22 protein-coding genes and 1 tRNA gene are annotated in these 22,012 nt (G+C 72.3%); 10 read left to right on the forward strand and 13 right to left on the reverse strand.

Features of this window, described 5'->3' with window-relative positions:
- On the reverse strand, positions 1–1,197 hold the full coding sequence (locus IAG42_RS20355) for a P1 family peptidase (RefSeq protein WP_188338396.1): 1,197 nt from the start codon (positions 1,195–1,197) through the stop codon (positions 1–3).
- Between the two features lie 218 nt (positions 1,198–1,415).
- Between IAG42_RS20355 and IAG42_RS20360 the strand changes: the two genes are divergently transcribed.
- The gene (locus IAG42_RS20360; protein WP_188338397.1) at positions 1,416–1,604 is read left to right on the forward strand and encodes a hypothetical protein; all 189 of its coding nucleotides are present in this window, start codon (positions 1,416–1,418) and stop codon (positions 1,602–1,604) included.
- 7 nt (positions 1,605–1,611) lie between these two features.
- Here IAG42_RS20360 and mscL read toward each other — a convergent pair whose 3' ends face one another.
- From mscL to IAG42_RS20390, 6 genes are all read right to left on the reverse strand, one after another.
- The gene (gene mscL / locus IAG42_RS20365) at positions 1,612–2,073 is read right to left on the reverse strand and encodes a large conductance mechanosensitive channel protein MscL (protein WP_188341503.1); all 462 of its coding nucleotides are present in this window, start codon (positions 2,071–2,073) and stop codon (positions 1,612–1,614) included.
- 114 nt (positions 2,074–2,187) lie between these two features.
- Positions 2,188–2,754, reverse strand: a complete 567-nt coding sequence (locus IAG42_RS20370) for a hypothetical protein (RefSeq protein WP_188338398.1) — start codon at positions 2,752–2,754, stop codon at positions 2,188–2,190.
- 182 nt (positions 2,755–2,936) lie between these two features.
- Positions 2,937–3,791 (reverse strand): S-methyl-5'-thioadenosine phosphorylase, encoded by an 855-nt coding sequence (locus tag IAG42_RS20375; RefSeq protein WP_188338399.1) that lies wholly within the window; start codon positions 3,789–3,791, stop codon positions 2,937–2,939.
- A gap of 81 nt (positions 3,792–3,872) precedes the next feature.
- On the reverse strand, positions 3,873–4,196 hold the full coding sequence (locus IAG42_RS20380; RefSeq protein WP_188338400.1) for an FmdB family zinc ribbon protein: 324 nt from the start codon (positions 4,194–4,196) through the stop codon (positions 3,873–3,875).
- 69 nt (positions 4,197–4,265) lie between these two features.
- On the reverse strand, positions 4,266–5,549 hold the full coding sequence (locus IAG42_RS20385) for an MFS transporter (RefSeq protein ID WP_188338401.1): 1,284 nt from the start codon (positions 5,547–5,549) through the stop codon (positions 4,266–4,268).
- Positions 5,550–5,798: 249 nt separating this feature from the next.
- Positions 5,799–7,256 carry a potassium/proton antiporter gene (locus IAG42_RS20390; RefSeq protein WP_394811230.1) on the reverse strand — a complete coding sequence of 486 codons (1,458 nt, stop codon included), beginning with the start codon at positions 7,254–7,256 and terminating at the stop codon, positions 5,799–5,801.
- A gap of 253 nt (positions 7,257–7,509) precedes the next feature.
- Between IAG42_RS20390 and IAG42_RS20395 the strand changes: the two genes are divergently transcribed.
- On the forward strand, positions 7,510–10,278 hold the full coding sequence (locus IAG42_RS20395; protein WP_188338402.1) for a penicillin acylase family protein: 2,769 nt from the start codon (positions 7,510–7,512) through the stop codon (positions 10,276–10,278).
- A 92-nt stretch (positions 10,279–10,370) separates the two neighbouring features.
- Here the strand turns inward: IAG42_RS20395 and IAG42_RS20400 are convergent, their stop codons facing one another.
- Positions 10,371–10,994 (reverse strand): 5-formyltetrahydrofolate cyclo-ligase, encoded by a 624-nt coding sequence (locus IAG42_RS20400; protein ID WP_188338403.1) that lies wholly within the window; start codon positions 10,992–10,994, stop codon positions 10,371–10,373.
- Between the two features lie 106 nt (positions 10,995–11,100).
- Here IAG42_RS20400 and galU point away from each other — a divergent pair, with 106 nt between their 5' ends.
- From galU to IAG42_RS20435, 7 genes are all read left to right on the forward strand, one after another.
- Positions 11,101–12,003, forward strand: a complete 903-nt coding sequence (gene galU, locus IAG42_RS20405; RefSeq protein ID WP_188338404.1) for a UTP--glucose-1-phosphate uridylyltransferase GalU — start codon at positions 11,101–11,103, stop codon at positions 12,001–12,003.
- Between the two features lie 4 nt (positions 12,004–12,007).
- A complete protein-coding gene (gene glp / locus IAG42_RS20410) occupies positions 12,008–13,357 on the forward strand; it encodes a molybdotransferase-like divisome protein Glp (protein ID WP_188338405.1) in 1,350 nt (449 codons plus the stop codon).
- Positions 13,358–13,456: 99 nt separating this feature from the next.
- Positions 13,457–13,936 carry a cyclic pyranopterin monophosphate synthase MoaC gene (moaC, locus tag IAG42_RS20415; RefSeq protein WP_188338406.1) on the forward strand — a complete coding sequence of 160 codons (480 nt, stop codon included), beginning with the start codon at positions 13,457–13,459 and terminating at the stop codon, positions 13,934–13,936.
- Positions 13,933–14,484 (forward strand): MogA/MoaB family molybdenum cofactor biosynthesis protein, encoded by a 552-nt coding sequence (locus tag IAG42_RS20420; protein WP_188338407.1) that lies wholly within the window; start codon positions 13,933–13,935, stop codon positions 14,482–14,484. Before moaC ends, IAG42_RS20420 begins: the two co-directional genes overlap by 4 nt.
- A gap of 17 nt (positions 14,485–14,501) precedes the next feature.
- Positions 14,502–15,149: a GNAT family N-acetyltransferase gene (locus IAG42_RS20425; RefSeq protein WP_188338408.1), complete on the forward strand. Its 648-nt coding sequence runs from the start codon at positions 14,502–14,504 to the stop codon at positions 15,147–15,149.
- A gap of 172 nt (positions 15,150–15,321) precedes the next feature.
- Positions 15,322–16,491: a divisome protein SepX/GlpR gene (gene sepX / locus IAG42_RS20430; RefSeq protein WP_188338409.1), complete on the forward strand. Its 1,170-nt coding sequence runs from the start codon at positions 15,322–15,324 to the stop codon at positions 16,489–16,491.
- 103 nt (positions 16,492–16,594) lie between these two features.
- Positions 16,595–16,668, forward strand: a tRNA-Ala gene (locus IAG42_RS20435).
- A gap of 97 nt (positions 16,669–16,765) precedes the next feature.
- On the opposite strand, the gene IAG42_RS20440 is transcribed toward IAG42_RS20435, so the two are convergent.
- On the reverse strand, positions 16,766–17,272 hold the full coding sequence (locus IAG42_RS20440; protein ID WP_188338410.1) for a GNAT family N-acetyltransferase: 507 nt from the start codon (positions 17,270–17,272) through the stop codon (positions 16,766–16,768).
- Positions 17,273–17,290: 18 nt separating this feature from the next.
- On the opposite strand from IAG42_RS20440, the gene IAG42_RS20445 reads away from it, so the two are divergent.
- Positions 17,291–18,145: an exodeoxyribonuclease III gene (locus IAG42_RS20445; RefSeq protein ID WP_188338411.1), complete on the forward strand. Its 855-nt coding sequence runs from the start codon at positions 17,291–17,293 to the stop codon at positions 18,143–18,145.
- Between the two features lie 96 nt (positions 18,146–18,241).
- Here the strand turns inward: IAG42_RS20445 and IAG42_RS20450 are convergent, their stop codons facing one another.
- The 4 genes from IAG42_RS20450 to IAG42_RS20465 all read right to left on the reverse strand — a co-directional run bounded on the left by IAG42_RS20450 (position 18,242) and on the right by IAG42_RS20465 (position 21,959).
- Positions 18,242–18,439, reverse strand: coding sequence for a hypothetical protein (locus IAG42_RS20450; protein WP_188338412.1), 198 nt, complete (start codon positions 18,437–18,439; stop codon positions 18,242–18,244).
- Between the two features lie 93 nt (positions 18,440–18,532).
- Positions 18,533–19,408 (reverse strand): SDR family oxidoreductase, encoded by an 876-nt coding sequence (locus tag IAG42_RS20455; RefSeq protein ID WP_188338413.1) that lies wholly within the window; start codon positions 19,406–19,408, stop codon positions 18,533–18,535.
- Positions 19,405–20,400 carry an alpha/beta fold hydrolase gene (locus tag IAG42_RS20460; protein WP_188338414.1) on the reverse strand — a complete coding sequence of 332 codons (996 nt, stop codon included), beginning with the start codon at positions 20,398–20,400 and terminating at the stop codon, positions 19,405–19,407. The genes IAG42_RS20455 and IAG42_RS20460 overlap by 4 nt, the downstream gene beginning before the upstream one ends.
- Positions 20,397–21,959: a flavin-containing monooxygenase gene (locus IAG42_RS20465; protein ID WP_188338415.1), complete on the reverse strand. Its 1,563-nt coding sequence runs from the start codon at positions 21,957–21,959 to the stop codon at positions 20,397–20,399. The genes IAG42_RS20460 and IAG42_RS20465 overlap by 4 nt, the downstream gene beginning before the upstream one ends.
- Positions 21,960–22,012 lie beyond the last annotated feature (53 nt).

A 22,012-nucleotide genomic window follows, 5' to 3' on the forward strand; every position in this document is an offset into this window, starting at 1 on the left:
TCAGCCGTACAGCTCCGAGTACGACAGATACACGCGCCCGGCACCGCCGCCGTCACCGTCGCGGTCGCCGCGCACCGACTCCGCCGCCCGCACCGCCCGCACGATCGCCCGGGTCACGAGATCCGCCCCCGCCGCGAGGATCTCGTTGAGCGCGAGCGGGTTCGCGGCGTCCAGCGGCCGCTCCCCGGTCGCGAGGGCGAAGACCGTGTCGCCGTCGTTCAGCAGATGCACCGGCCGCACCGCCCGCGCGATCCCGTCGTGCGCGGTCCCCGCCACCTTCTGAGCCTGCGCCCGGCTCAGGTCCGCGTCCGTGGCGACGACGGCGAGCGTCGTGTTCAACGTGGCCGGCCCGGACGCGGGGCCCGACGCAGGGCCGGACGCCGGCTCAGGCCCGGACGCCAAATCGGACTCGGAAGCCAAATCGGGCTCGGGTGCCGGATCGGGTTCGGTGAGCGGAGCCGGTCCGTTCGCCGCGCGCGCCGCCGCCAGCCGCTCACCCGCCGCCGCGTGCACCGCCGCGTCCGGATACGCCACCGGCCCACGCCCCGCGAAGAACTCCCCGTACAGCGCCCCCGTCCCCGGGTCCACCGCCGAGCCGGCCGCGTTGGCCACCACCAGGGCAGCGACCGTGATCCCGGAGTCGAGCAGTACGGACGCCGTGCCGATGCCGCCGCGCAGCCCGCCGACGAGCGTGCCCGTGCCCGCGCCGACGCTGCCCTCGGCCACCGGGGCGCCGACCGGGCTCGCCGCCGCGGACTCCACAGCGGCCCGGCCCGTCGCCGCGTCCGGGCGGGCCCGCCAGTCGCCGCCCCGGCCCAGGTCGAAGACACAGGCCGCCGGCACCACGGGCACGACCTGCCCCGGCCCGCCCACCGGCACCCCGCGCCCCTGCTCCTCCAGCCACGCCATCACGCCCGACGCCGAGTCGAGCCCGAACGCGCTGCCGCCCGTCAGCACCACAGCCTCGACCCGCTGCACCAGATTGCGCGGGTCCAGCGCGTCCGTCTCCCGGGTGCCGGGGCCGCCACCGCGCACGTCGACCGCGGTGACCGCACCGCCCTCGGGCGCGAGCACGACCGTCGTCCCGGTCAGCCACCCGTCGCCGCGGCGGGTGGCGTGCCCCACGCGCAGGCCGGGCACGTCGGTCAGGGCGTCGTTGCGGGCCGGCCTGCCGCCCGTCGTCGATTCCGTCGTCATGCGCCCTGCGTACCACGACAGTTGACCCCGGCCGTGCTTCTTCCACATTGGCTTCGCCGCGGCGCTCCCGGTGCCGATCAAGGCGGCGTGGACCAGTCTGTGGGTGGTTCTCCGCCTGCGGGGGCGCCGAGCCCCGGGCTGATCCCGCCCCGCCGGCCGGTCGAGCCGGGAGGATCACGCTCTCATCGCGCTCCGCACCCGCGACGTACCCTGGAGCCATGAGCGACACCCCGAAGCCCGCCCCCGAGCCGCGCGACCCCAAGGCCGCGCTGATCTTCGACGATCCGCTGTCGGCGCAGTCCTCCGACGACACGGACCGGGGGTGGGGCGAACGGCCGGCCGCCGGTGACAACAGCGCCGCCGACCTGGCCCGGTTCCTCGACGAGAAGCCGCCCCACCACCTCTGAAGAGCCGCTACGACTCGGAGTGACCCGAGCCGCGCTGCGCCACGAGGGCGTCGCGGATCTCCTTGAGGACCTCCAGCTCGGAGACCTCGATCACCTCGTGGGTGCCTTCCTTCGCCGCCTCGATGTTGGCCTTGCGGGCCAGGTACTTCGCCATGGGCAGCACCATCAGGAAGTACACGACGGCCGCCGTGATGATGAAGCTGAGCGTGGCGCTGAGGACGGTGCCCCAGAGGATCTCGATCCCGCCCTCGCCGCTGCAGTCGCCCTTCAGGCAGGACTTGTAGTTGTCCAGGTCGGATGTGCCGAAGGCGCCGACGATCGGGTTGATCACACCCTTGACCACCGCGTTCACGATGTTGGTGAACGCCGCGCCGATCACGACCGCGACCGCCAGGTCGATCACATTGCCGCGCATCAGGAAGGCTTTGAAGCCTTCCCACACGCCCGGCTGCTTCTTCTCGCTCACCAGAAGGCCTCTCTTCACATGTGCAGGTTGTGGTGCAAACGCCCCCGCAACCTACGACAGTTCGGGTCAGACCTGTCCAATCCGGTAACTCGATCGGGGGACTTGACGGGATTCTGGTCACCAGACCGTCACCGCCAGCCTGGACACGGCCCCCGCTCCCGCGAGCCGCGCGGCGACAGGGCGCTCCACCCTCAGCACGACCAACGCCCCGCCCCCGTCCGGGGTTTCGCCCGAAAATGCGTCGGGTACGGACGCGACCCGGGCGCCGGACGCGAGGACCCGGGCTCCGGGCTTCCCGTCGGTCCGTGCCGCGACCACGTCCACCCGGTCGCCCGGCCGCAGCAGGCGCGCCGCCGCCGCGTCCGCGATCCGCACCGGAGCCGACACCGTCACGGCGGGAGGCCGCGCCGGCCCGCGCGCGGTCCGGGCTGGCGGCGCCTGCGCCCGCTGATGACCGTCCCCGGCGCCGGACGAGGGCACCGCGGCGACCAGGGCCGCCGCGGTCAGGGCGAGCCCGGCGGCGAGGACCGGCCCGCTGCGGCGCGGCCCGCCGCGACCGGCGCGCGGTCGTCCGCCGCGTACGCGCACGGGAGGGAAGGGCGGCACCTCGGACGTCGGGGGAGTGGGCGTGGACGCGGATGGGGGAGAGCTGAGCCCGTAGGGGCCGGGTGCTGCTGCGGACACGGTGGTCACCGCCTGCGGATCGGTTCGGGTCGGACGGACACCGCGTCCGTCTCGTCGACCACGATCCGCTCCGGCGAAGGATCCCGCCGGGCCCCGTGTGCTACCGGCCGGTTGTGGACAACTCCCTCACCCGAACGTGAAGTTCACCGACGTCGTCCGGCCGGGGAAGCCGGACGGGCGGATCACGGCAGCCGGATCCCGGGGTCCATGCCGCCGAGTGCCCCGACGCACAGGCAGTCCCGCTCCTGCGTCGCCGGCAGCCCCGCGACCGCGTCGAACAGCACGGTCCGCAGCCGGTCCACGTTCGCCGCGAACACCTTGAGCACCTCGTCGTGCGAGACGCCCTCGCCGCTCTCCGCGCCCGCGTCCAGGTCCGTGACCAGGGTCAGCGAGGTGTAGCAGAGCTCCAGCTCACGGGCGAGCATCGCCTCCGGGTGCCCGGTCATGCCGACCACGGACCAGCCCATCGAGGCGTGCCAGCGCGACTCGGCGCGGGTCGAGAAGCGCGGCCCCTCGACGACGACGAGGGTCCCGCCGTCCACCGGCTCCCAGCCCTTGCCGCGGGCCGCCTCCACCGCCACCCGGCGCCCGGCCGGGCAGTACGGGTCGGCGGGCGAGACGTGCACGACGTTCGGCACGGTCCCGTCGGGCAGCGGCAGCCCGTCGAAGTAGCTCTGCACCCGGGACTTCGTGCGGTCCACGAACTGGTCCGGGATCAGCAGCGTGCCGGGCCCGTACTCGGGCACCAGGCCGCCCACCGCGCACGGTCCGAGCACCTGGCGCACGCCGACCGAGCGCAGCGCCCACAGGTTCGCCCGGTAGTTGATCCGGTGCGGCGGCAGGTGGTGGCCGCGGCCGTGGCGGGGCAGGAAGGCGACGCGGCGGCCGGCGATCTCGCCGAGGAAGAGCGAGTCGCTCGGCGGCCCGTAGGGGGTGTCCACCTGGATCTCGGTCACGTCGTCCAGGAAGGAGTAGAAGCCGGAGCCGCCGATCACGCCGATCTCGGCCCCGGTGCTGGTGTTCGCGTTCGTCGCCATGGTCAGCACACTAACCAAGGGCGGGACGCCGAAGACCCTGCCGTCCGGGGACGACAGGGTCTCGTAAGGCGTGGGTCCGGGTCAGGCCGCGGACGAGGAGCTCGACGAGCTCGTCGAACCGGAGGAGGCCGTCGAGGACGACTTGGACTCCGAGGACGAGGACGACGAAGAGGTCGACGTCGTGGAGGCGGGCTTCGACGACGACGCAGGGCTGCTGCTCGACGAGGAGCCGCGGCTGTCGTTGCGGTAGAAGCCGGAGCCCTTGAAGACGATGCCGACGGCCGAGAACACCTTCTTCAGGCGGCCACCGCAGTTCGGGCACTCGGTCAGGGCGTCGTCGGTGAACTTCTGCACCGCCTCGAGGCCCTCGCCGCACTCGGTGCACTGGTACTGGTAAGTCGGCACTGTGTCTTCCTCCTGGCACTCTCACTCAATGAGTGCTAACGACGCTCTATAGTGGCCTATTCCTCGGGATCAGTCCACCGTCACCGGCACTCGGTGACCGACACCACGTGCCACGGTGCGCCCGACGGACGGCGGGACGAGCCGCGTACGCAGCAGGAACATGACCGCCAGGGCCAGCACCGTGCCGCCCATCGGCACCAGGAATCCCGCACCGTCCCACAAGCGGTCCTCGAGCTGACCGGCGACCGTGACGGCCGCCGCCTGGCCCAGCGCGACCGCCCCGGTCAGCCAGGTGAAGGCCTCGGTGCGGGAGCCCGCGGGGACGATCTTCTCGACGAGCGTGTACCCGGTGATCAGGGCGGGCGCGATGCACACGCCGACCAGCAGGCCGAGCCCGGCGAGCAGCACCACGGACTGGGCCGCCCACAGGCCGGAGGCCATCAGGGCGAGCGCCGTGTAGGACACCAGGAGGCGGCGCTGGGGGGCGGCCTTCCAGGCGACGGCGCCGCAGACGATGCCCGAGAGCATGTTGCCCGCGGCGAAGATCCCGTAGAGGACGCCGTTCATGCCGGGCTCGCCGATGGACTCCGTGTAGGCGGCGAGCGAGACCTGCATGCCGCCGAAGACGGCGCCGATGCCGAGGAACGTGACGATCAGCACGCGTACGCCGGGGACGCGCAGCGCGGAGGAGTGATCCACGCGCGCGTGGCCCGCGAGGGCGCTCACGGGCGGCTGGGTGCCCTTCTGGGCGGCGAAGAGGAGGCCGCCGACCAGGGTGAGGGCGGCCTCGGTGAGCAGGCCGGCGGCCGGGTCGACGCCCGTGCACAGGGCGGTCGCGAAGAGCGGGCCGAGCACGAAGGTGAACTCGTCGGTGACGGATTCGAAGGCGGCCGCGGTCTGCATCAGGGGCGAGCCCTGCAGGCGCACGCCCCAGCGGGCCCGCACCATGGGGCCGATCTGCGGCGTGGAGGCGCCCGTGGGCACCGCGGCGAGGAACAGGGTCCACGTGGGCGCCCCGGACAGCGCGAGGGCCGTCAGGGTCGCGCCGGACGCGGAGTGCACCAGGACGCCGGGCAGCAGGACGGCGCGCTGGCCGAAGCGGTCGGCGAGCTTGCCGCTGTAGGGCGCGAACAGCGCCATGGAGACACCGGTCGTGGCGGACACGGCGCCCGCCGTGCCGTAGGAGCCGGTGGTGTGCTGGACGAGCAGCACGATCGAGATGGTCAGCATCGCGAACGGCTGGCGGGCCGCGAAGCCCGGGAGCAGGAACGTCCAGGCGCCGCGGGTGCGCAGCAGTTGTCCGTAGCCCGGGCGCTTGCCGGTGGTGTCGGTGACCGTGGCCTTCTGTGGCACGGCCGTCGCCTTTCTGCCGCCTGGTAGTGCCCCGCCGCCCGGTCGGGGCGTGGGGCACCGAGAGCCGTCCTCGTGCGCCGGGAACCGAGTGATACTGCGGTCCGCGCCAGGAGAGGCCCTGGGCCGTGCAGAAGCGGAGCGCCGGGCTGCGGGGCCGGGCGCGGGTGCTGCAAGGGGACCGCGGCCGCTTTGCGGTCGCGCCGGCTCTACGTCAGGCAGAGTCGGTGGTACGTGGTGTGTGCCCCCATATTACCGGGAGGTCCCGCCTCCCGTGCCCAGCCAGCCGGCGAGCTTGCCGCCGTGGGCGACGGCCCGCAGACGTGCCTCGGCCGCGTCCCGCACCGGGTCGGTGGCGACGACGAGGAGCTCGTCGCCCTGCCGCAGCACGGTGGTGGGGGCCGGTACGAAGGAGGCGGCGTCGCGGACGACGAGGGTGACGGCGGCGCCCTTGGGGAGCCGCAGCTCGCCGACCTCCACGCCGTGCATCCGGGATCCCTCGGGGATCGCGATGGACAGCAGATGGCCGCGCAGCCGCTCCAGGGGCGCCGATTCGATGCCGAGGTCGGCGGCCTCCGCGGAGTCGCCGAGCCGCAGCTTGCGGGCCAGCCAGGGCAGTGTGGGGCCCTGGATCAGGGTGTAGACGACGACCAGGACGAAGACGATGTTGAAGATGCGGCGGCTGTCGGCGACGCCGGTCACCATCGGGATCGTCGCCAGGATGATGGGCACCGCGCCGCGCAGCCCGGCCCAGGACATGAGGGCCTTCTCCTGCCAGGGCATCCGGAACGGCGCCAGGCTGAGGACGACCTCCAGGGGGCGCGCCACCATGGTGAGCACGAGGCCGATGACCAGGGCGGGCACGATGTCGTCGGCGAGCTCGTGCGGCGTGACGAGCAGGCCGAGCAGGACGAACATGCCGATCTGCGCGATCCAGCCGAGCCCCTCGGCGAAGCCGCGGGTGGCGGGCCAGTGGGGCAGCTTGGCGTTGCCCATCACCATGGCGGCCAGGTAGACGGCGAGGAAGCCGCTGCCGTGGGCCAGGGCGCCCGCCGCGTAGGCGGTGGTGGCGATGGCCATGACGGCGATCGGGTAGAGGCCGGAGGCGGGCAGCGCGACATGGCGCAGCCCGTAGGAACCGAGCCAGCCGACGGCGAGGCCGATCGCGGCGCCGATGGTCAGCTCCAGGGCGATCTCGCCGATCAGGTGGTACCAGTGCTCGACGGGGCCCGCGGTGGAGAACGCGACGACGAGGATGACCACAGGGGCGTCGTTGAAGCCGGACTCGGCCTCCAGGACGCCCGTCACCCGCGAGGGCAGGGGCACCTTGCGCAGGACGGAGAAGACGGCCGCCGCGTCCGTGGAGGACACCACCGCGCCGATGATCAGGGACTGCCGCCATTCCAGGCCCACCAGGTAGTGCGCGCCGGCGGCCGTGACCCCCACGCTCACCGCGACGCCCACGAGCGACAGCGCGGCCGCCGCCGGGAGCGCCGGTCTGATCTCCTTCCACTTCGTGCCCAGACCGCCCTCGGCCAGGATCACGACGAGCGCCGCGTACCCGATGACCTGGGTCAGCTCGGCGTTGCTGAAGGAGACGTTGCCGATGCCGTCCTGGCCCATGGCGATGCCGATGCCGAGGTACAGGAGCAGGCTGGGCAGCCCGCTGCGCGAGGAGATGCGCACCGCGGCGACCGCGATGAGCAGCACGAGCGCGCTGACGAGCAGGAGCTGGTTGAGGTGGTCGACAGTCAGGGGCCGTTCCTTCCGCGAGGTGCTTCGCAGGGGTCGATGTGGGGGGAGTTACTTCGTTACCTTACCTAATCGTTAACGGTTCCTTGACGGTCGGGCCCTCACCGCGCACCCCGTAGGTGGCTCCTTCCTGACTCCGCGTCCGGGCCCGGATCGCACTGCTCGTATGGTTGCTCCAGCCAGCAGCCCGCGAAGGACAGCAAGGATCGCGATGCCCTCCTCCAGTAATGCCTCTTCCGGCGGCCAGACCGGCAGGAAGAAGGGGCGCCGAGCCCGACTGATCGTGATCGTCCTGGTGTTGGCCGTTCTCGCGGGCATCGGGTACGGCGCGTACTGGGGCGTCGACAGCGTGCGCGCCTCGCTGCCGCAGACGACGGGCTCCGTCCGGATCGACGGTCTCGACGGGCCGGTCCAGGTCAAGCGGGACGATCACGGCATCCCGCAGATCTACGCCTCCTCGGACGAGGACCTGTTCATGGCGCAGGGCTTCGTGCAGGCGCAGGACCGCTTCTACGAGATGGACGTGCGCCGCCATACGACCTCCGGTCGGCTCTCCGAGATGTTCGGCAAGGGCCAGGTCAAGACCGATGAGTTCCTGCGGACCCTGGGCTGGCACCGGGTCGCGCAGGAGGAGTACGACTCCAAGCTCGCGCCGGAGACGAAGAAGTACCTCCAGGCGTACGCCAAGGGGGTCAACGCCTACCTGGCGGGCAAGAGCGCCAAGGAGATCTCCGCGGAGTACGTGGCCCTCGGCTTCGAGAACGACTACAAGCCGCAGAAGTGGACGCCGGTCGACTCCGTGGCCTGGCTCAAGGCCATGGCCTGGGACCTGCGCGGCAACATGCAGGACGAGATCGACCGCTCGCTGATGACGAGCCGCCTCGACAAGAAGCAGATCGCCGACCTGTACCCGGCCTACCCGTACGACCGGAACAAGCCGATCGTGCAGGAGGGCGGCTACGACGAGGCCACGGGCACGTACGAGCAGGCGTCCACGGGCGCCGGCCGGCAGGGCTCCGGGGGCGGCCAGGGGGCCGGTACGGGCCTCACGGGCGGCGCGCAGGCCCCCGAGGGCACCGGCGGGCTCGAGAGCCAGCTGGGCGGCCTCGCGGACGTCCTGGACCGGATCCCCGACTCCGCGGGCCTCGGCCCGAACGGCAACGGCATCGGCTCCAACTCCTGGGTGGTCTCCGGCGACCACACCATCACCGGCAAGCCGCTGCTCGCCAACGACCCGCACCTCGCGCCGCAACTGCCGTCCGTCTGGTACCAGATGGGCCTGCACTGCACGAGCCTTTCGGCCAAGTGCCAGTACGACGTGGCGGGCTACACCTTCGCGGGCATGCCCGGCGTGGTCATCGGCCACAACCAGGACATCGCCTGGGGCCTGACGAACTCGGGCGCCGACGTCACCGACCTGTACCTGGAGAAGTTCAGCGGCGACGGCTACCTGTACGGCGACAAGACCGTGGCCTTCAAGACGCGCAAGGAGGTCATCAAGGTCGCCGGCGGCGACGACAAGACGATCACCATCCGCGAGACGAACAACGGCCCGCTGCTCTCCGACCGCAACGACGAGCTCGTCAAGGTCGGCAAGAAGGCCCCCGTCGGCACCACGGCCCCCGACCGCGGTGACGGCTACGGCATCGCGCTGCGCTGGACCGCCCTGGACGCGGGCAACACGATGGACGCCGTCTTCGGCATCGACCGCGCCTCGGACTGGACCGAGTTCCGCAAGGCCGCCGCCGACTTCCAGGTGCCCTCGCAGAACCTCACGTACGCCGACACCGAGGGCCACATCGGCTACCAGCTGCCCGGCCGCATCCCGACCCGCGGCGAGGGCGACGGCTCGCTCCCCTCGCCCGGCTGGGACCCCAAGTACCGCTGGACCGGCTTCATCAAGCAGGACGAGCTGCCCTACGAGTACGACCCGAAGCGCGGCTACATCGTCACCGCCAACCAGGCGGTCGTCGGCAAGGACTACCCGTACACGCTGACGACCGACTGGGGCTACGGCACGCGCAGCCAGCGCATCACCGACCTGATCAAGTCGAAGATCGACGGCGGCGGCAAGATCTCCACCGACGACATGCGCACCATGCAGATGGACAACAGCAGCGAGATCGCCAAGCTGCTCGTGCCCTACCTGCTGAAGATCGACGTCAAGGACAAGTACGTCCGCGAGGCCCAGCAGCTCCTGGAGAACTGGGACTACACCCAGAACCCGGACTCGGCGGCGGCCGCCTACTTCAACTCGGTGTGGCGCAACGTCCTGAAGCTCGCCTTCGGCAACAAGCTCCCCAAGGAGCTGCGCGTCAAGGGCCAGTGCCTGAGCGTCGCCCCGGTCGACAACACCGGCCCGGCCGACGACGACCGCCGGGTGCGCGAGTGCGGCCAGCGGGACGCGGACTCGGCGCAGCCGGACGGCGGCGACCGCTGGTTCCAGGTCGTGCGGAACATCCTCAAGGACGAGAACAACGCCTGGTGGCAGGCTCCGAAGACGCGCACCGACGCGGCGACGGACACCCGCGACCAGCTGTTCGCCCGCGCCATGGAGGACGCCCGCTGGGACCTGACGGCCAAGCTGGGCAAGGACATCGACACCTGGAGCTGGGGCCGGCTGCACCAGCTGGAACTCAAGAACCAGACGCTCGGCACGGCGGGCCCGGGCTGGCTGCAGTACGTGCTCAACCGCGGCCCCTGGAAGCTCGGCGGCGGCGAGGCGGCCGTGAACGCGACCGGCTGGAACGCGGCGGGCGGCTACGGCGTGAGCTGGGTGCCGTCGATGCGGATGGTGGTGAACCTGGAGGACTTCGACAAGTCGAAGTGGATCAACCTGACCGGTGCCTCCGGCCACACCTTCAGCTCGCACTACACGGACCAGACGCAGAAGTGGATCGACGGCGAGCTGCTGCCGTGGCGCTTCACGGACAAGGCGGTCGAGGACGACACCTCGGACACGCTCGTCCTGAAGGGCTAGCTTCCTGAAGAGCCGGCGTCCTTGAAGAAGGCGCCCTCGAAGAAGCGTCCTTGAAGAAGGGGCCCCACGCGCGCGTGGGGCCCCTTCGGCGTTCATGTGAAGCGCCGCGCCCCTGAAGGCGTCACGACCGCGTCCACCGCCTTGTCGTGCTCCTCCGTGGGCACCTCGTCGAGGACCTCGCGGTCGTAGAGCAGCACCACCAGGTCGGGCCGGACACCGGCGGCCTCCAGGCGGGCCAGGACGCGGTCGTACGAGCCTCCGCCCCGGCCGAGCCGCTTCCCGCGCGCGTCCACGGCGAGGCCGGGCAGCAGGACGACGTCGGCCTCCAGGACGGCGTCGGGGCCGAGCCGCGGCCCCGCGGGCTCCAGGAGGGCCATCTTGCCCGCGTGTTCGACACGGGCCAGCGAGCCGGGTCCCTCGTAGGCGCCCCAGTCGAGGTCGTTGTCGGCGAGCAGGACGGGCAGCAGGACGCGGGTGCCGCGGGCCCGCAGGGCGTCCAGGAGGGTGCCGGTGCCGGGCTCGCCGCCGACGGACACGTACGCGGCGACCGTGCGGGCCGAGGCGAGTGCCTCCAGCTCCAGGGCGCGGCGGGCGAGAACCGTCTCCGTCTCCCGCACGTCATCCACAGTCAACGCTCTCCTCACCGCGAGGAGCTCTCGTCGCAACGTGCGCTTGTCAGGGTGAGCGCCACGCGGGTCACTCGGTGGCCGGCTCATGGGCTGACTCATGTGCGGTTCGCAAACCTCTCTTTATCCACGCGTATATGGACCATCAAAGCGGACCCACAGATTCCGCCCATAGTCGCCGGATATGGTGACGGGCATGACTGACTCGCACACCAGGATCACCAAGGCTGTCATCCCTGCCGCGGGCCTCGGCACCCGGTTCCTGCCCGCCACCAAGGCGACTCCCAAGGAGATGCTCCCGGTGGTGGACAAGCCGGCGATCCAGTACGTGGTCGAAGAGGCCGCCTCCGCGGGTCTCGACGACGTGCTCATGATCACGGGCCGCAACAAGCGCCCGCTCGAGGACCACTTCGACCGCAACTACGAACTGGAGTCCGCCCTCCAGAAGAAGGGCGACGCGGGCCGCCTGGCCAAGGTCCAGGAGTCCAGCGACCTGGCCACCATGCACTACGTCCGCCAGGGCGACCCCAAGGGCCTGGGCCACGCCGTCCTGTGCGCCGCCCCCCACGTGGGCGACGAGCCCTTCGCGGTCCTGCTCGGTGACGACCTCATCGACCCCCGCGACCCGCTCCTCGCCCGCATGGTCGAGGTCCAGGAACGGCACGGCGGCAGCGTCATCGCCCTCATGGAGGTCGAGCCGTCCCAGATCCACCTCTACGGCTGCGCCGCGGTCGAGCCCACCGGCGACGGTGACGTCGTGAAGGTCACCGACCTCGTGGAGAAGCCCGAACCGGCCGACGCCCCGTCCAACTACGCGATCATCGGCCGCTACGTCCTGGACCCCCACGTCTTCGACATACTGCGCAAGACCGAGCCCGGCCGCGGCGGCGAGATCCAGCTCACCGACGCCCTCCAGCAGCTCGCCGCGGACGAGAAGGTCGGCGGCCCCGTCCACGGCGTCGTCTTCAAGGGACGCCGCTATGACACCGGCGACCGTGGAGACTATCTGCGGGCCATTGTCAGACTCGCGTGCGAACGTGAGGACCTGGGCCCCGACTTCCGGACCTGGCTTCGCAGTTACGTCACCGAGGAGATGTAGGACCTTGAGCAGCGCGACCACGCCCTCCAGCAGTCACGGCCACCTCTGGTCGGTCGACGAGCACCTGGAGGACATCCTCAGCACCGTCCACCCGCTCGACCCCATCGAGCTGCAACTCCTCGACGCCCAGGGCTGCGTGCTCGTCGAGGACGTGACGGTGCCGGTCTCGCTGCCCCCGTTCGACAACAGCTCGATGGACGGCTATGCGGTGCGCGTCGCCGATGTCGCGGGCGCGAGCGAGGAGTTCCCCGCCGTGCTGACCGTGATCGGCGACGTCGCGGCCGGCCAGTCCGAGCAGCCCACGGTCCGCCCCGGCCAGGCCGCCCGCATCATGACCGGCGCCCCGCTGCCGCCCGGCGCCGAGGCCGTCGTCCCCGTCGAGTGGACCGACGGAGGGCTCGGCGCGGGTCCCGTCAGCACCATGACGGCCCACAGCGCCGCCCCGGAGGGCGCCTCCGGCGAGGTCCGCGTCCACCGCGCCGCCCAGGAGCGCGCGCACGTCCGCGCGCGCGGCAGCGACGTCAAGGCGGGCGACCGCGCCCTCTCCGCCGGCACCGTGCTCGGCCCGCCGCAGATCTCCCTGCTCGCCGCGATCGGCCGCGGCACCGTCCGCGTACGCCCGCGCCCGCGCGTGGTCGTCGTCTCCACCGGCAGCGAGCTCGTCCAGCCCGGCGAGCCCTTGGCCCAGGGCCAGATCTACGACTCGAACAGCTTCGCCCTGACCGCCGCCGCGCGGGACGCCGGAGCCATCGCCTACCGGGTCGGCGCGGTCGCCGACGACGCCGAGACGCTGCGCTCCACGATCGAGGACCAGCTGATCCGCGCCGACCTCGTCGTCACCACGGGCGGCGTCAGCGTCGGCGCGTACGACGTCGTCAAGGAGGCGCTCTCCGCGATCGGCGACCCCGACGACGAGGACGGCATCGGCGCGGGCGGCGGCGTCGAGTTCCGCAAGCTCGCCATGCAGCCCGGCAAGCCGCAGGGCTTCGGCTCCATCGGCCCCGACCACACCCCGCTGCTCGCCCTGCCGGGCAACCCGGTCTCCTCGTACGTCTCCTTCGAGCTGTTCGTGCGCCCCGCGATCCGCAGCCTCATGGGGCTGCCCGCGGGCCAGGTGCACCGGCCGCAGGTCCGCGCGAAGCTCACCGCCGACAAGGCGCTGACCTCGCCGGCCGGCCGCCGCCAGTTCCTGCGCGGCGCCCACGACCCCGCGACCGGCACCGTCACCCCGGTCGGCGGCGCCGGCTCCCACCTCGTCGCCGCCCTCGCCCACGCGGACGCCCTGATCGTCGTCCCCGAGGCCACCACCTCCGTGGAGCCCGGCACCCAGGTCGACGTCGTGCTGCTGAGCTGAGCGTCTGCCCTCCCCTCCGGGGCGCGCGGTAGCGTGTCGCGCACAAACTGTCCGGCGCGCCGCACCGCGCACGGCTCGGATCGGGAGCGCCACAGCACCATGAGCACTTCGCAGGACCGACTGACCCACATCGACGAGGCGGGCGCCGCCCGCATGGTCGACGTGTCGGAGAAGGCCGTCACCGCGCGCACGGCCCGCGCCAGCGGGCGGGTCCTCGTCTCGCCGCGCGTGATCGAACTGCTGCGCGGCGAGGGCGTTCCCAAGGGCGACGCCCTCGCGACCGCCCGCATCGCGGGGATCATGGGCGCCAAGCGCACCCCCGACCTCATCCCGCTGTGCCACCCGCTGGCCGTCTCCGGGGTGAAGCTCGACCTGTCGGTGGCCGACGACGCGGTGGAGATCCTCGCCACCGTGAAGACCACGGACCGTACGGGCGTCGAGATGGAGGCCCTCACGGCGGTCTCCGTCGCCGCGCTCACCGTGGTCGACATGATCAAGGCCGTCGACAAGGGCGCCGTCATCTCGGACGTGCGCGTCGAGGAGAAGACGGGCGGCAAGTCCGGGGACTGGCACCGATGAGCGACACGTACCGCGCCCTGGTGGTCACGGCGTCCAACCGCGCCGCGGCCGGCGTCTACGAGGACAAGGGCGGCCCCCTGATCGCCGCCGGACTCGGCGCGATGGGCTTCGCCGTCGAGGGCCCCCAGGTCGTCCCGGACGGCGACCCCGTGGAGGCCGCGCTGCGCGCCGCCGTCGAGGCCGGCTACGACGTCGTGGTCACCACCGGCGGCACCGGCATCTCGCCCACCGACCGCACCCCCGAGGCCACCGCCCGCGTCCTGGACCGGGAGATCCCGGGCATCCCGGAGGCGATCCGCGCGTACGGCCGGGAGAAAGTGCCCACGGCCGCGCTCTCCCGTGGCCTCGCGGGCCTGGCCGGGCGCACACTGATCGTGAACCTGCCGGGTTCGAGCGGAGGCGTGAAGGACGGGCTCGCCGTCCTCGGGCCGCTGCTCACGCACGCCGTCGACCAGATCCGCGGCGGCGACCACCCCAGACCCGACGCCGGTCCGGACGACGGGCCGGACGCCGGGCCCGATGCCCACGCCCCCGGGGGTGCGCACTGAACAGCCCGTCCTGGCCCGTGGTCCTGGCGGAGGGCGATGTCGTCCTGCGCCCCATAAGGCTGCGCGACCAGCGCGCCTGGCGCGAGGTGAACCGGCGCAACCGCGACTGGCTGCGCCCCTGGGAGGCGACGATCCCGCCGCCCACGCCCAGCGGCCCGATCACCCACCGCCCGACGTACCGTCAGATGGTCCGCCACCTGCGCGGGGAGGCGAACGCGGGCCGGATGCTGCCCTTCGTCATCGAGTACCAGGGCCGTCTGGTGGGCCAGTTGACCGTCGCGGGGATCACCTGGGGCTCGATGTGCGCGGGCCACGTCGGCTACTGGGTCGACGAGTCCGTGGCCGGGCGCGGCGTGATGCCCACGGCCGTCGCGCTCGCCGTCGACCACTGCTTCCGCACGGTGGGCCTGCACCGCATCGAGGTCTGCATTCGCCCGGAGAACGGGCCGAGCCGCAGGGTCGTGGAGAAACTCGGATTCCGCGAGGAGGGCCTGCGCCCCCGCTATCTCCACATCGACGGGGCCTGGCGGGACCATCTCGTGTTCGCGCTCACTGCCGAGGAGATCCCCGAAGGGCTCCTGAAGCGGTGGCGGCGCGAGCGGCGCAGCAAGACCGCAGGTCCGAGCGGCTCGAACACGCTCGACCCGGGCGCCCCCTCGAAATGAAATAAGTGTTCGAAATTGATCGCGGATCGACCGCCGGAGGCATTAAATTCCCGCCCCGGGCGGCCGGTTGATCGCATCAGTCGCAAAAAATGCTCGAAATATCAGCCAGATCGTGCGACACACCGGCCCAATTGGCGGATGGCCTCACGCAAACCCCTCTACGGTGTGAGGCGTGAGCAGCAGCGGCCTCATCTACGCAGTCATCGTCGGGGCCTGGGCCGCCTACTTGGTGCCGATGTGGCTCCGTAGGCAGGACGAGCTGAACGAAGCCCGTCCGACGGAACGCTTCAGCACCGCCATCCGGCTTCTCTCCGGCCGGGCGGGCATGGAGCGCCGATACGCCAAGGACCTGCAGGCGCGCCCGCCCGAGGCGGACGAACGGCCCGGCGCCCCGGCCGACCCGGACGCGACCACCGACGCGGTGGACGTCCGGGCCTTCGTCGCGCCCGCGGCAGGGGAGCGCAAGCCCCCCGCGCGGCGCCGCGCCCCCGAACCCGAACCGGCGCCCGAGCCGGAGCCGGCCGCCGAGCCGGAGCCGGAGGCGGCCCCGCACCCGGCCCGCCCCGCGCGCGACGGCGCCGCCGCGGCCGCGCAGGCCCGCGCTCGCCGCACCAAGGTCCTCGCGCGCCGCCGCCGCACCACGGTGCTCCTGTTCGCCGCGTTCTCCCTCGGCGCCGTCGTCGCCGGAGTCGGCGGCGTCGCCTTCCTGTGGGCGCCCGCCGCGCCGGCCCTGCTCCTGAGCGCGTACATCGTCTATCTGCGCGCCCAGGAGCGCCGCCGCTTCGCCTACGTGATGGACCGTCGCCAGGCCGAGATCGCCGCCCAGCGGCTGCGCGAGCGCCAGCCGCGCCGCCGTCAGCCGGCCGCGCAGCGCGCCGCGGCCGAGGACCTGGAGGACGGCCCAGAGGCCGTCGAGCCGGCCACCGACCCCGGGCTCGAGGCGCTCGCCGCCGACCGGCGTGCCCTCGTCGAGCAGACCGACCACGCCGAGTGGGTCGACCAGCAGCGCGAGCGGCAGGCGCGGCCCGGCGCGGGCGACAGCTGGGACCCGGTCCCGGTGCCGCTGCCCACGTACGTCACCGCGCCGGTCGCCCCGCGCGCCGGCGGCGGCATCGACTACGGCGCCCCGGAGACCTGGAGTGCGGCCCGCTCCTCCGCCGCCGAGCAGTCGGCCCCCGAGGAGCAGGAGTACGAGCGCGAGCAGACGGCGGACGACGGGCGCAGCGACGCCCGCCGCGCCGCCTCCGCCCGCCGCTCCCGCGAGCGCGGCCGCACCCCGCTCTTCGATCAGTACGACAACGGCACGGGCGCGGACGGCCGGCCGCGCGCCGCCAACGAGTGATCGGCGACCGTGATCGGCGGGGTGGCCGGCCGTCCGGGCTGACCAGTCCGGGAGCGGATTTCCGAGCACCCCGATCGGGATGCTAGAGTTTCACTCGTTGCAAGGGCCTGTGGCGCAGTCTGGTAGCGCACCTCGTTCGCATCGAGGGGGTCTGGGGTTCAAATCCCCACAGGTCCACCGCAATTGAGAACCCCGCCGGGAAACCGGCGGGGTTCTTCGCTGTTCCGGGCCGTTGCAGGCCGTCCCGGCCCCCCGAGGGGCCGGAACGGGCCGGCTAGAGCGGCTTGGCGAAGCAGCGGCTCAGTTCGTCGAAGCGGTAGTGGCCGAACTTGGCGCACGGCAGGTACCCGCTCGACGTGTAGAGCGCTATCGCCTCAGGCTGCTTGGTGCCCGTCTCCAGCACCATCCGCGTGCGCCCCGCCGCGCGGGCGTCCGCCTCCAGCGCCGCGAGGATCCGGCGGGCCAGGCCCAGGCCGCGCGCCTCCGGCGTCACGTACATGCGCTTCAGCTCGGCGTCGCCGTCCGCGTACGCCTCCTCGTTGGCGTCCTGGGTGCGCCAGCCGCCCGTGGCCAGCGGGGTGCCCTGTGCGTCGTACGCGATCAGGTACAGGCCGCGCGGGGCGTGGAACATCGTCGGGTCCAGGGGTGTGACATCCCCCTCGTCCCCGTAGCGCTCCGCGTACTCGAGCTGCACCCGGTCGTTCAGCGCGATCGCGTCGGGGTGGCCGAAGGAGACGGGGCGCAGGGTGGGCGCCAGGCTGGGCGCGGGCTGGATACTCATACAGGCGATCGTAACTCTATGCGTGTCGATGTGGGGAGGACGTTTCCAGTGTGCCGGTACCGTGGCCGGGTGCTGACTGTGACCACTGTGAATGTGAACGGGCTGCGGGCCGCCTCCAAGAAGGGCTTCGTGGAGTGGCTGGCCGAGACCTCCGCCGACGTCCTGTGCCTCCAGGAGGTGCGGGCCGAGGCGCAGCAGCTCCCCGACGAGGTGCGCGAGCCGGAGGGCTGGCACGTCGTGCACGCCCCGGCCGCCGCGAAGGGCCGGGCCGGTGTCTCCCTCTACACGCGGCGCGCGCCCGAGCGCGTGCAGGTGGGCTTCGGCTCCGCCGAGTTCGACACCAGCGGCCGCTACGTCGAGGTGGACCTGCCCGGTGTCGTCGTGGCCAGCCTCTACCTGCCCTCGGGCGAGGTCGGCACGGACCGCCAGGACGAGAAGATCCGCTTCATGGACGAGTTCCTGACCTACCTCAAGAAGCTCCGCGTCCGCGCCGCCGCCGACGGCCGCGAGGTCGTGGTCTGCGGCGACTGGAACATCGCCCACCGCGAGGCCGACCTCAAGAACTGGAAGAGCAACAAGAAGAACTCGGGCTTCCTCCCCGAGGAGCGCGAGTGGCTCGGCCGCGTCCTGGACGACGCGGACGGCGGCTACGTGGACGTCGTCCGCGCCCTGCACCCCGAGGCCGAGGGGCCGTACTCGTGGTGGTCGTACCGGGGGCGGGCCTTCGACAACGACTCGGGTTGGAGGATCGACCTCGCCGTCGCGACTCCGGGTCTCGCGGGCAAGGCCGTGAAGGCGTACGTCGAGCGGGCGGCGACGCACGCGGAGCGGTGGAGCGACCACGCGCCCGTGACCACGGTGTACGACCTGTAGGACCTGTAGACCCGTAGGGCCTGTGAAACGGCGATCCCCCGACCGGGGCCCCGGTCGGGGGATCGTCAGGTCCTCAAGAACGGACGCTGCGCGGGGTCAGCCGCGGTCCATGCGGTCCCGGGCTTCCTGGGCCTTGTCGCGCGCCTCGTCCATGCCCTGCGAGCCGCGCTCACGCGCCTCGTCCCGGGCCTGCTGCGCGCGCTCGCTCGCCTCGTCCTTGTTGCCGCCCATGGCGTCCTTGGCCTTGTTGGCGAGGTCCTCGGCCTTGTCCTGGAACTGGTCCTTGATGCCCATGCTTGTTCACTCCTGTGGTGGGTGAGGGGATCGGGCTGCGACCAGCCTTGCACGGTGGGACATACCGCGCATTTCGATCACCTCACCCCCGGTTCAGGAGCTCCGGGTCGTCTCGTCGGCGGCGCCGCCCGCGCCCACGAGCCCCTTCGACATCCCGTCGAAGCGCCCGTCGAAGCGCCGCACCTCGCGCTGGCCGACCGCCCCGATGATCCCGGGCAGATAGCCGCGGATGCCCTGCATGCCGCGCAGCCACCACTGCGCGTACACGTGCGAGGAGCGCCGCTCGATGCCCGCCACGATCCGGTCCACGGCCGGGCCCAGCGGGTACGTCTTGTTCGCCGGCCAGGGCAGGCGCCCGCGCAGTTCGCGCATCACGTCGTCCTGGTCCGCGCCGCGCACCATGTCCGTGTCGGTCCAGGACAGGTAGCCGACGCCCACCTTGACGCCCTTGTAGCCGACCTCGGCCCGCAGGCTGTGCGCGTACGCCTCGACGCCCGACTTCGACGCGCAGTACGCGGTCATCATCGGCGCCGGGGTGATCGCGGCGAGGGACGCGATCTGGAGCAGGTAGCCGCGCGACTCCATGAGGACGGGGAGGAAGGCGCGGGCCGTCACCGCCGAGCCGATCAGGTTGACCTCGATCACGCGGCGCCAGGCGTCCGGGTCGGAGTCCACGAACGGGCCGCCGGTCGCGACGCCCGCGTTCGCCACCACGATGTCGACCTTGCCGAACCGCTCCTTCACCTCCTGCGCGACCCGCGCCATCGCCACGTGGTCCGTGACGTCCGCGTGCCACCAGTCGGCGTCCGAGTGCAGCCGGCCCGCGACCTGCTTGAGCTCGTCCGGCTCCAGGCCGACCAGCGCGATCTTGGCGCCGCGCGCCGAGAGCTTGCGGGCGAGGAGCTCGCCCACGCCGCGCGCCGCCCCCGTGACGACCGCGACCTGTCCTTCGAGACTGACCTTGCTCATGCGGCTTGCGCCCCTTCCTCGGACTGCACGTTCTGCTGGGACTGCTGGGACTGCACGTTCTTCTCGGGCTTCTCGGACTGCTCGGGCTTCAGGTACCGCTCGCCGAGTTCCCGGATCCTCGCCGTGACCGCCTCCGGCGCCTCGACCGGTGTCATGTGGCCGAGCCCGGCCAGTTCGGTCAGGCCCTCGCTACGCGGCAGCGCGGCCGCGATCCGCCGCGCGTGCACGGCCGGCGTCATCCGGTCGTGGGTGCCCACGAGCACGGCCGTCGGCACGGTCAGCGCCTCGACACCCGCGTCGACCTGGAGCGTCGACAGGACGTGCGACCAGCCGGCGCGCACCCCGCGCGGGCACGCGTGCACGATCCGGGCGCAGACCTCGACCTTGTCGGGCGACGAACCGGGGCCCATCGTGGCGTACTTGAGGACCTTCTTGCCGACCGGGGTGACCGGCCCGAGCGGCGCCTTCGATCCCAGGATCGCCTTGGTCAGGCGGGTCCGCAGCCCGCTCGGCGGGATCGGCACCACCGTCGACTCGGCCACCAGGCGCGAGGCGCCCGTGCTGCACAGCAGGACCGCCGCCGCGTGCTCCCGGACGCCCGGTCGCGCGGCCGCCGCCATGATCGTCATGCCGCCCATGGAGTGCCCGGCGAGCACCGCCTTCTCGCCCGGTGCGAGCGTCGCGGCGAGCACGGCCTCCAGGTCGTCGGCCAGCATGTCCACCGTGTACGGGAGCTGCGCGACGGCGGGGCTGCGGCCGTGTCCGCGCTGGTCGTACGCGATGACCCGGTGGTCGGTGGCCAGCGCCCGGATCTGCGCGGCCCAGAAGGCCGTCGAGCAGGTCCAGCCGTGCGCGAGGACCACGGCGGGCGCTCCCTCGGGCCCGTGTACCTCCGCGTGCAGCCGCGCCCCGTCCGCCGAGACGACGGTCAGTTCGCGGGCGGCGGGCGGCGGTGCGTAGGGCCCGGACGTGACGTGCGTGAGCCGGCTCATGCGGCCTCCACCTTCTTCTTCGTACGGGCGGTCTTGGTGGGTGCGGACTTCTTCGCGGCGGGCGCGGCGGGGGCGGGGCGCACGACCTCGTACTCGCCGACGTCCACATGGCGCGTGGCCTGCCGGAACTCGGTCGTGGTGCCGGGCCACACCGTGGTGTTGACGCCGTTCGCGTCCAGGTACCAGCTGTCGCAGCCGCCCGTGTTCCACACGGTGCGCTTCATGCGGTCCTGCACGCGGTTGTTCCAGCCGGTCACGGCGCTCTCGCGCGGGGTGAGGGCGACGCGGCCGCCGAGGACGTGCAACTGCCGCATGTAGTCGGCGAGATAGTTCAGCTGGGACTCGATCATGAGGATCATCGAGGAGTTCCCGAGCCCGGTGTTCGGGCCGATGACCGTCATGAAGTTGGGGAAGCCGGCGGCGGTCGCGCCGCGCAGCGCCTTCATGCCGTTCTTCCAGGACTGCATGAGGGTGTCGCCGTCGGCGCCGACGATCCGGTCCGCGATCGGCATGTCGGTGACGTGGAAGCCGGTGCCGAAGACGATCGCGTCGACCTCGGCCTCGCTGCCGTCGGCGGCCACGAGCGTGTTCCCGCGGACCTCCTTCAGGCCGGAGGCGACGACGTCGACGTTCGGCTGCGCGAGCGCCGGATAGTACGTGTTCGACAGCAGGATCCGCTTGCAGCCGATGCGGTAGTCGGGGGTCAGCTTGGCGCGCAGCGCCGGGTCCTTGACCGCCCGGTGCATGTTCGCCCTGGCGATCCGCTCGACCAGGCCCAGCTCCTCGGGCCGCTTGGTGAACGCCTGGACCTGGAGCTCGCGGATGCCCCACAGGATGCCGCGCCGCGCCTGCGTCGTGAACGGCAGCTGCCGGTGCAGCCAGCGCTCGGCCCTGGTGATGTTCCGGTCGGCGCGCGGCATCACCCACGGGGGTGTGCGCTGGAAGAGGGTGAGCCTGCCGACCTGCTTCTGGACGGCCGGCACGATCTGGATGGCGGAGGCGCCGGTGCCGATCACGGCGACGCGCTTGCCGCGCAGGTCGTAGTCGTGGTCCCAGCGGGCCGAGTGGAAGACCTTGCCCTCGAAGGTGTCGAGCCCCGGGATGTCCGGCACCTTCGGGTCGGACAGCGGTCCGGTGGCGGAGACGACGACGTCGGCGGTGAGGGTGCCACGGGTGGTCTCGACGACCCACCACAGCTTCTCCGCGTCCCAGCGGGCCTGCTTCACCTCGCTGTCGAAGCGGATGTGCGGCCGGATCCGGAAGACGTCGGCGACGTGCTCCAGGTAGTCGTGGATCTTCTCCTGCCCGGAGAAGGTGCGCGGCCAGTCCGGGTTCGGGGCGAAGGAGAACGAGTACAGGTGCGAGGGCACGTCGCAGGCGCACCCCGGATAGCTGTTGTCGCGCCAGGTGCCGCCGACGGCGCTCGCGCGCTCCAGGACGACGAAGTCGGTGATGCCCTCGCGCCGCAGCCGGACCGCCGCTCCGAGGCCGCCGAAACCGGACCCGATCACCGCCACCCGTACGTGCTCGTGTTCCTGCTCGGCTTCCTGCTCGGCCATCCCGGCGCCTCCCGTGCCGCGCGACTCTGCCAGTGAACACTGGCGCAATGGGA

It is taken from the genome of Streptomyces xanthii, assembly GCF_014621695.1.
GTDB classification, from domain to species: Bacteria; Actinomycetota; Actinomycetes; order Streptomycetales; family Streptomycetaceae; genus Streptomyces; species Streptomyces xanthii.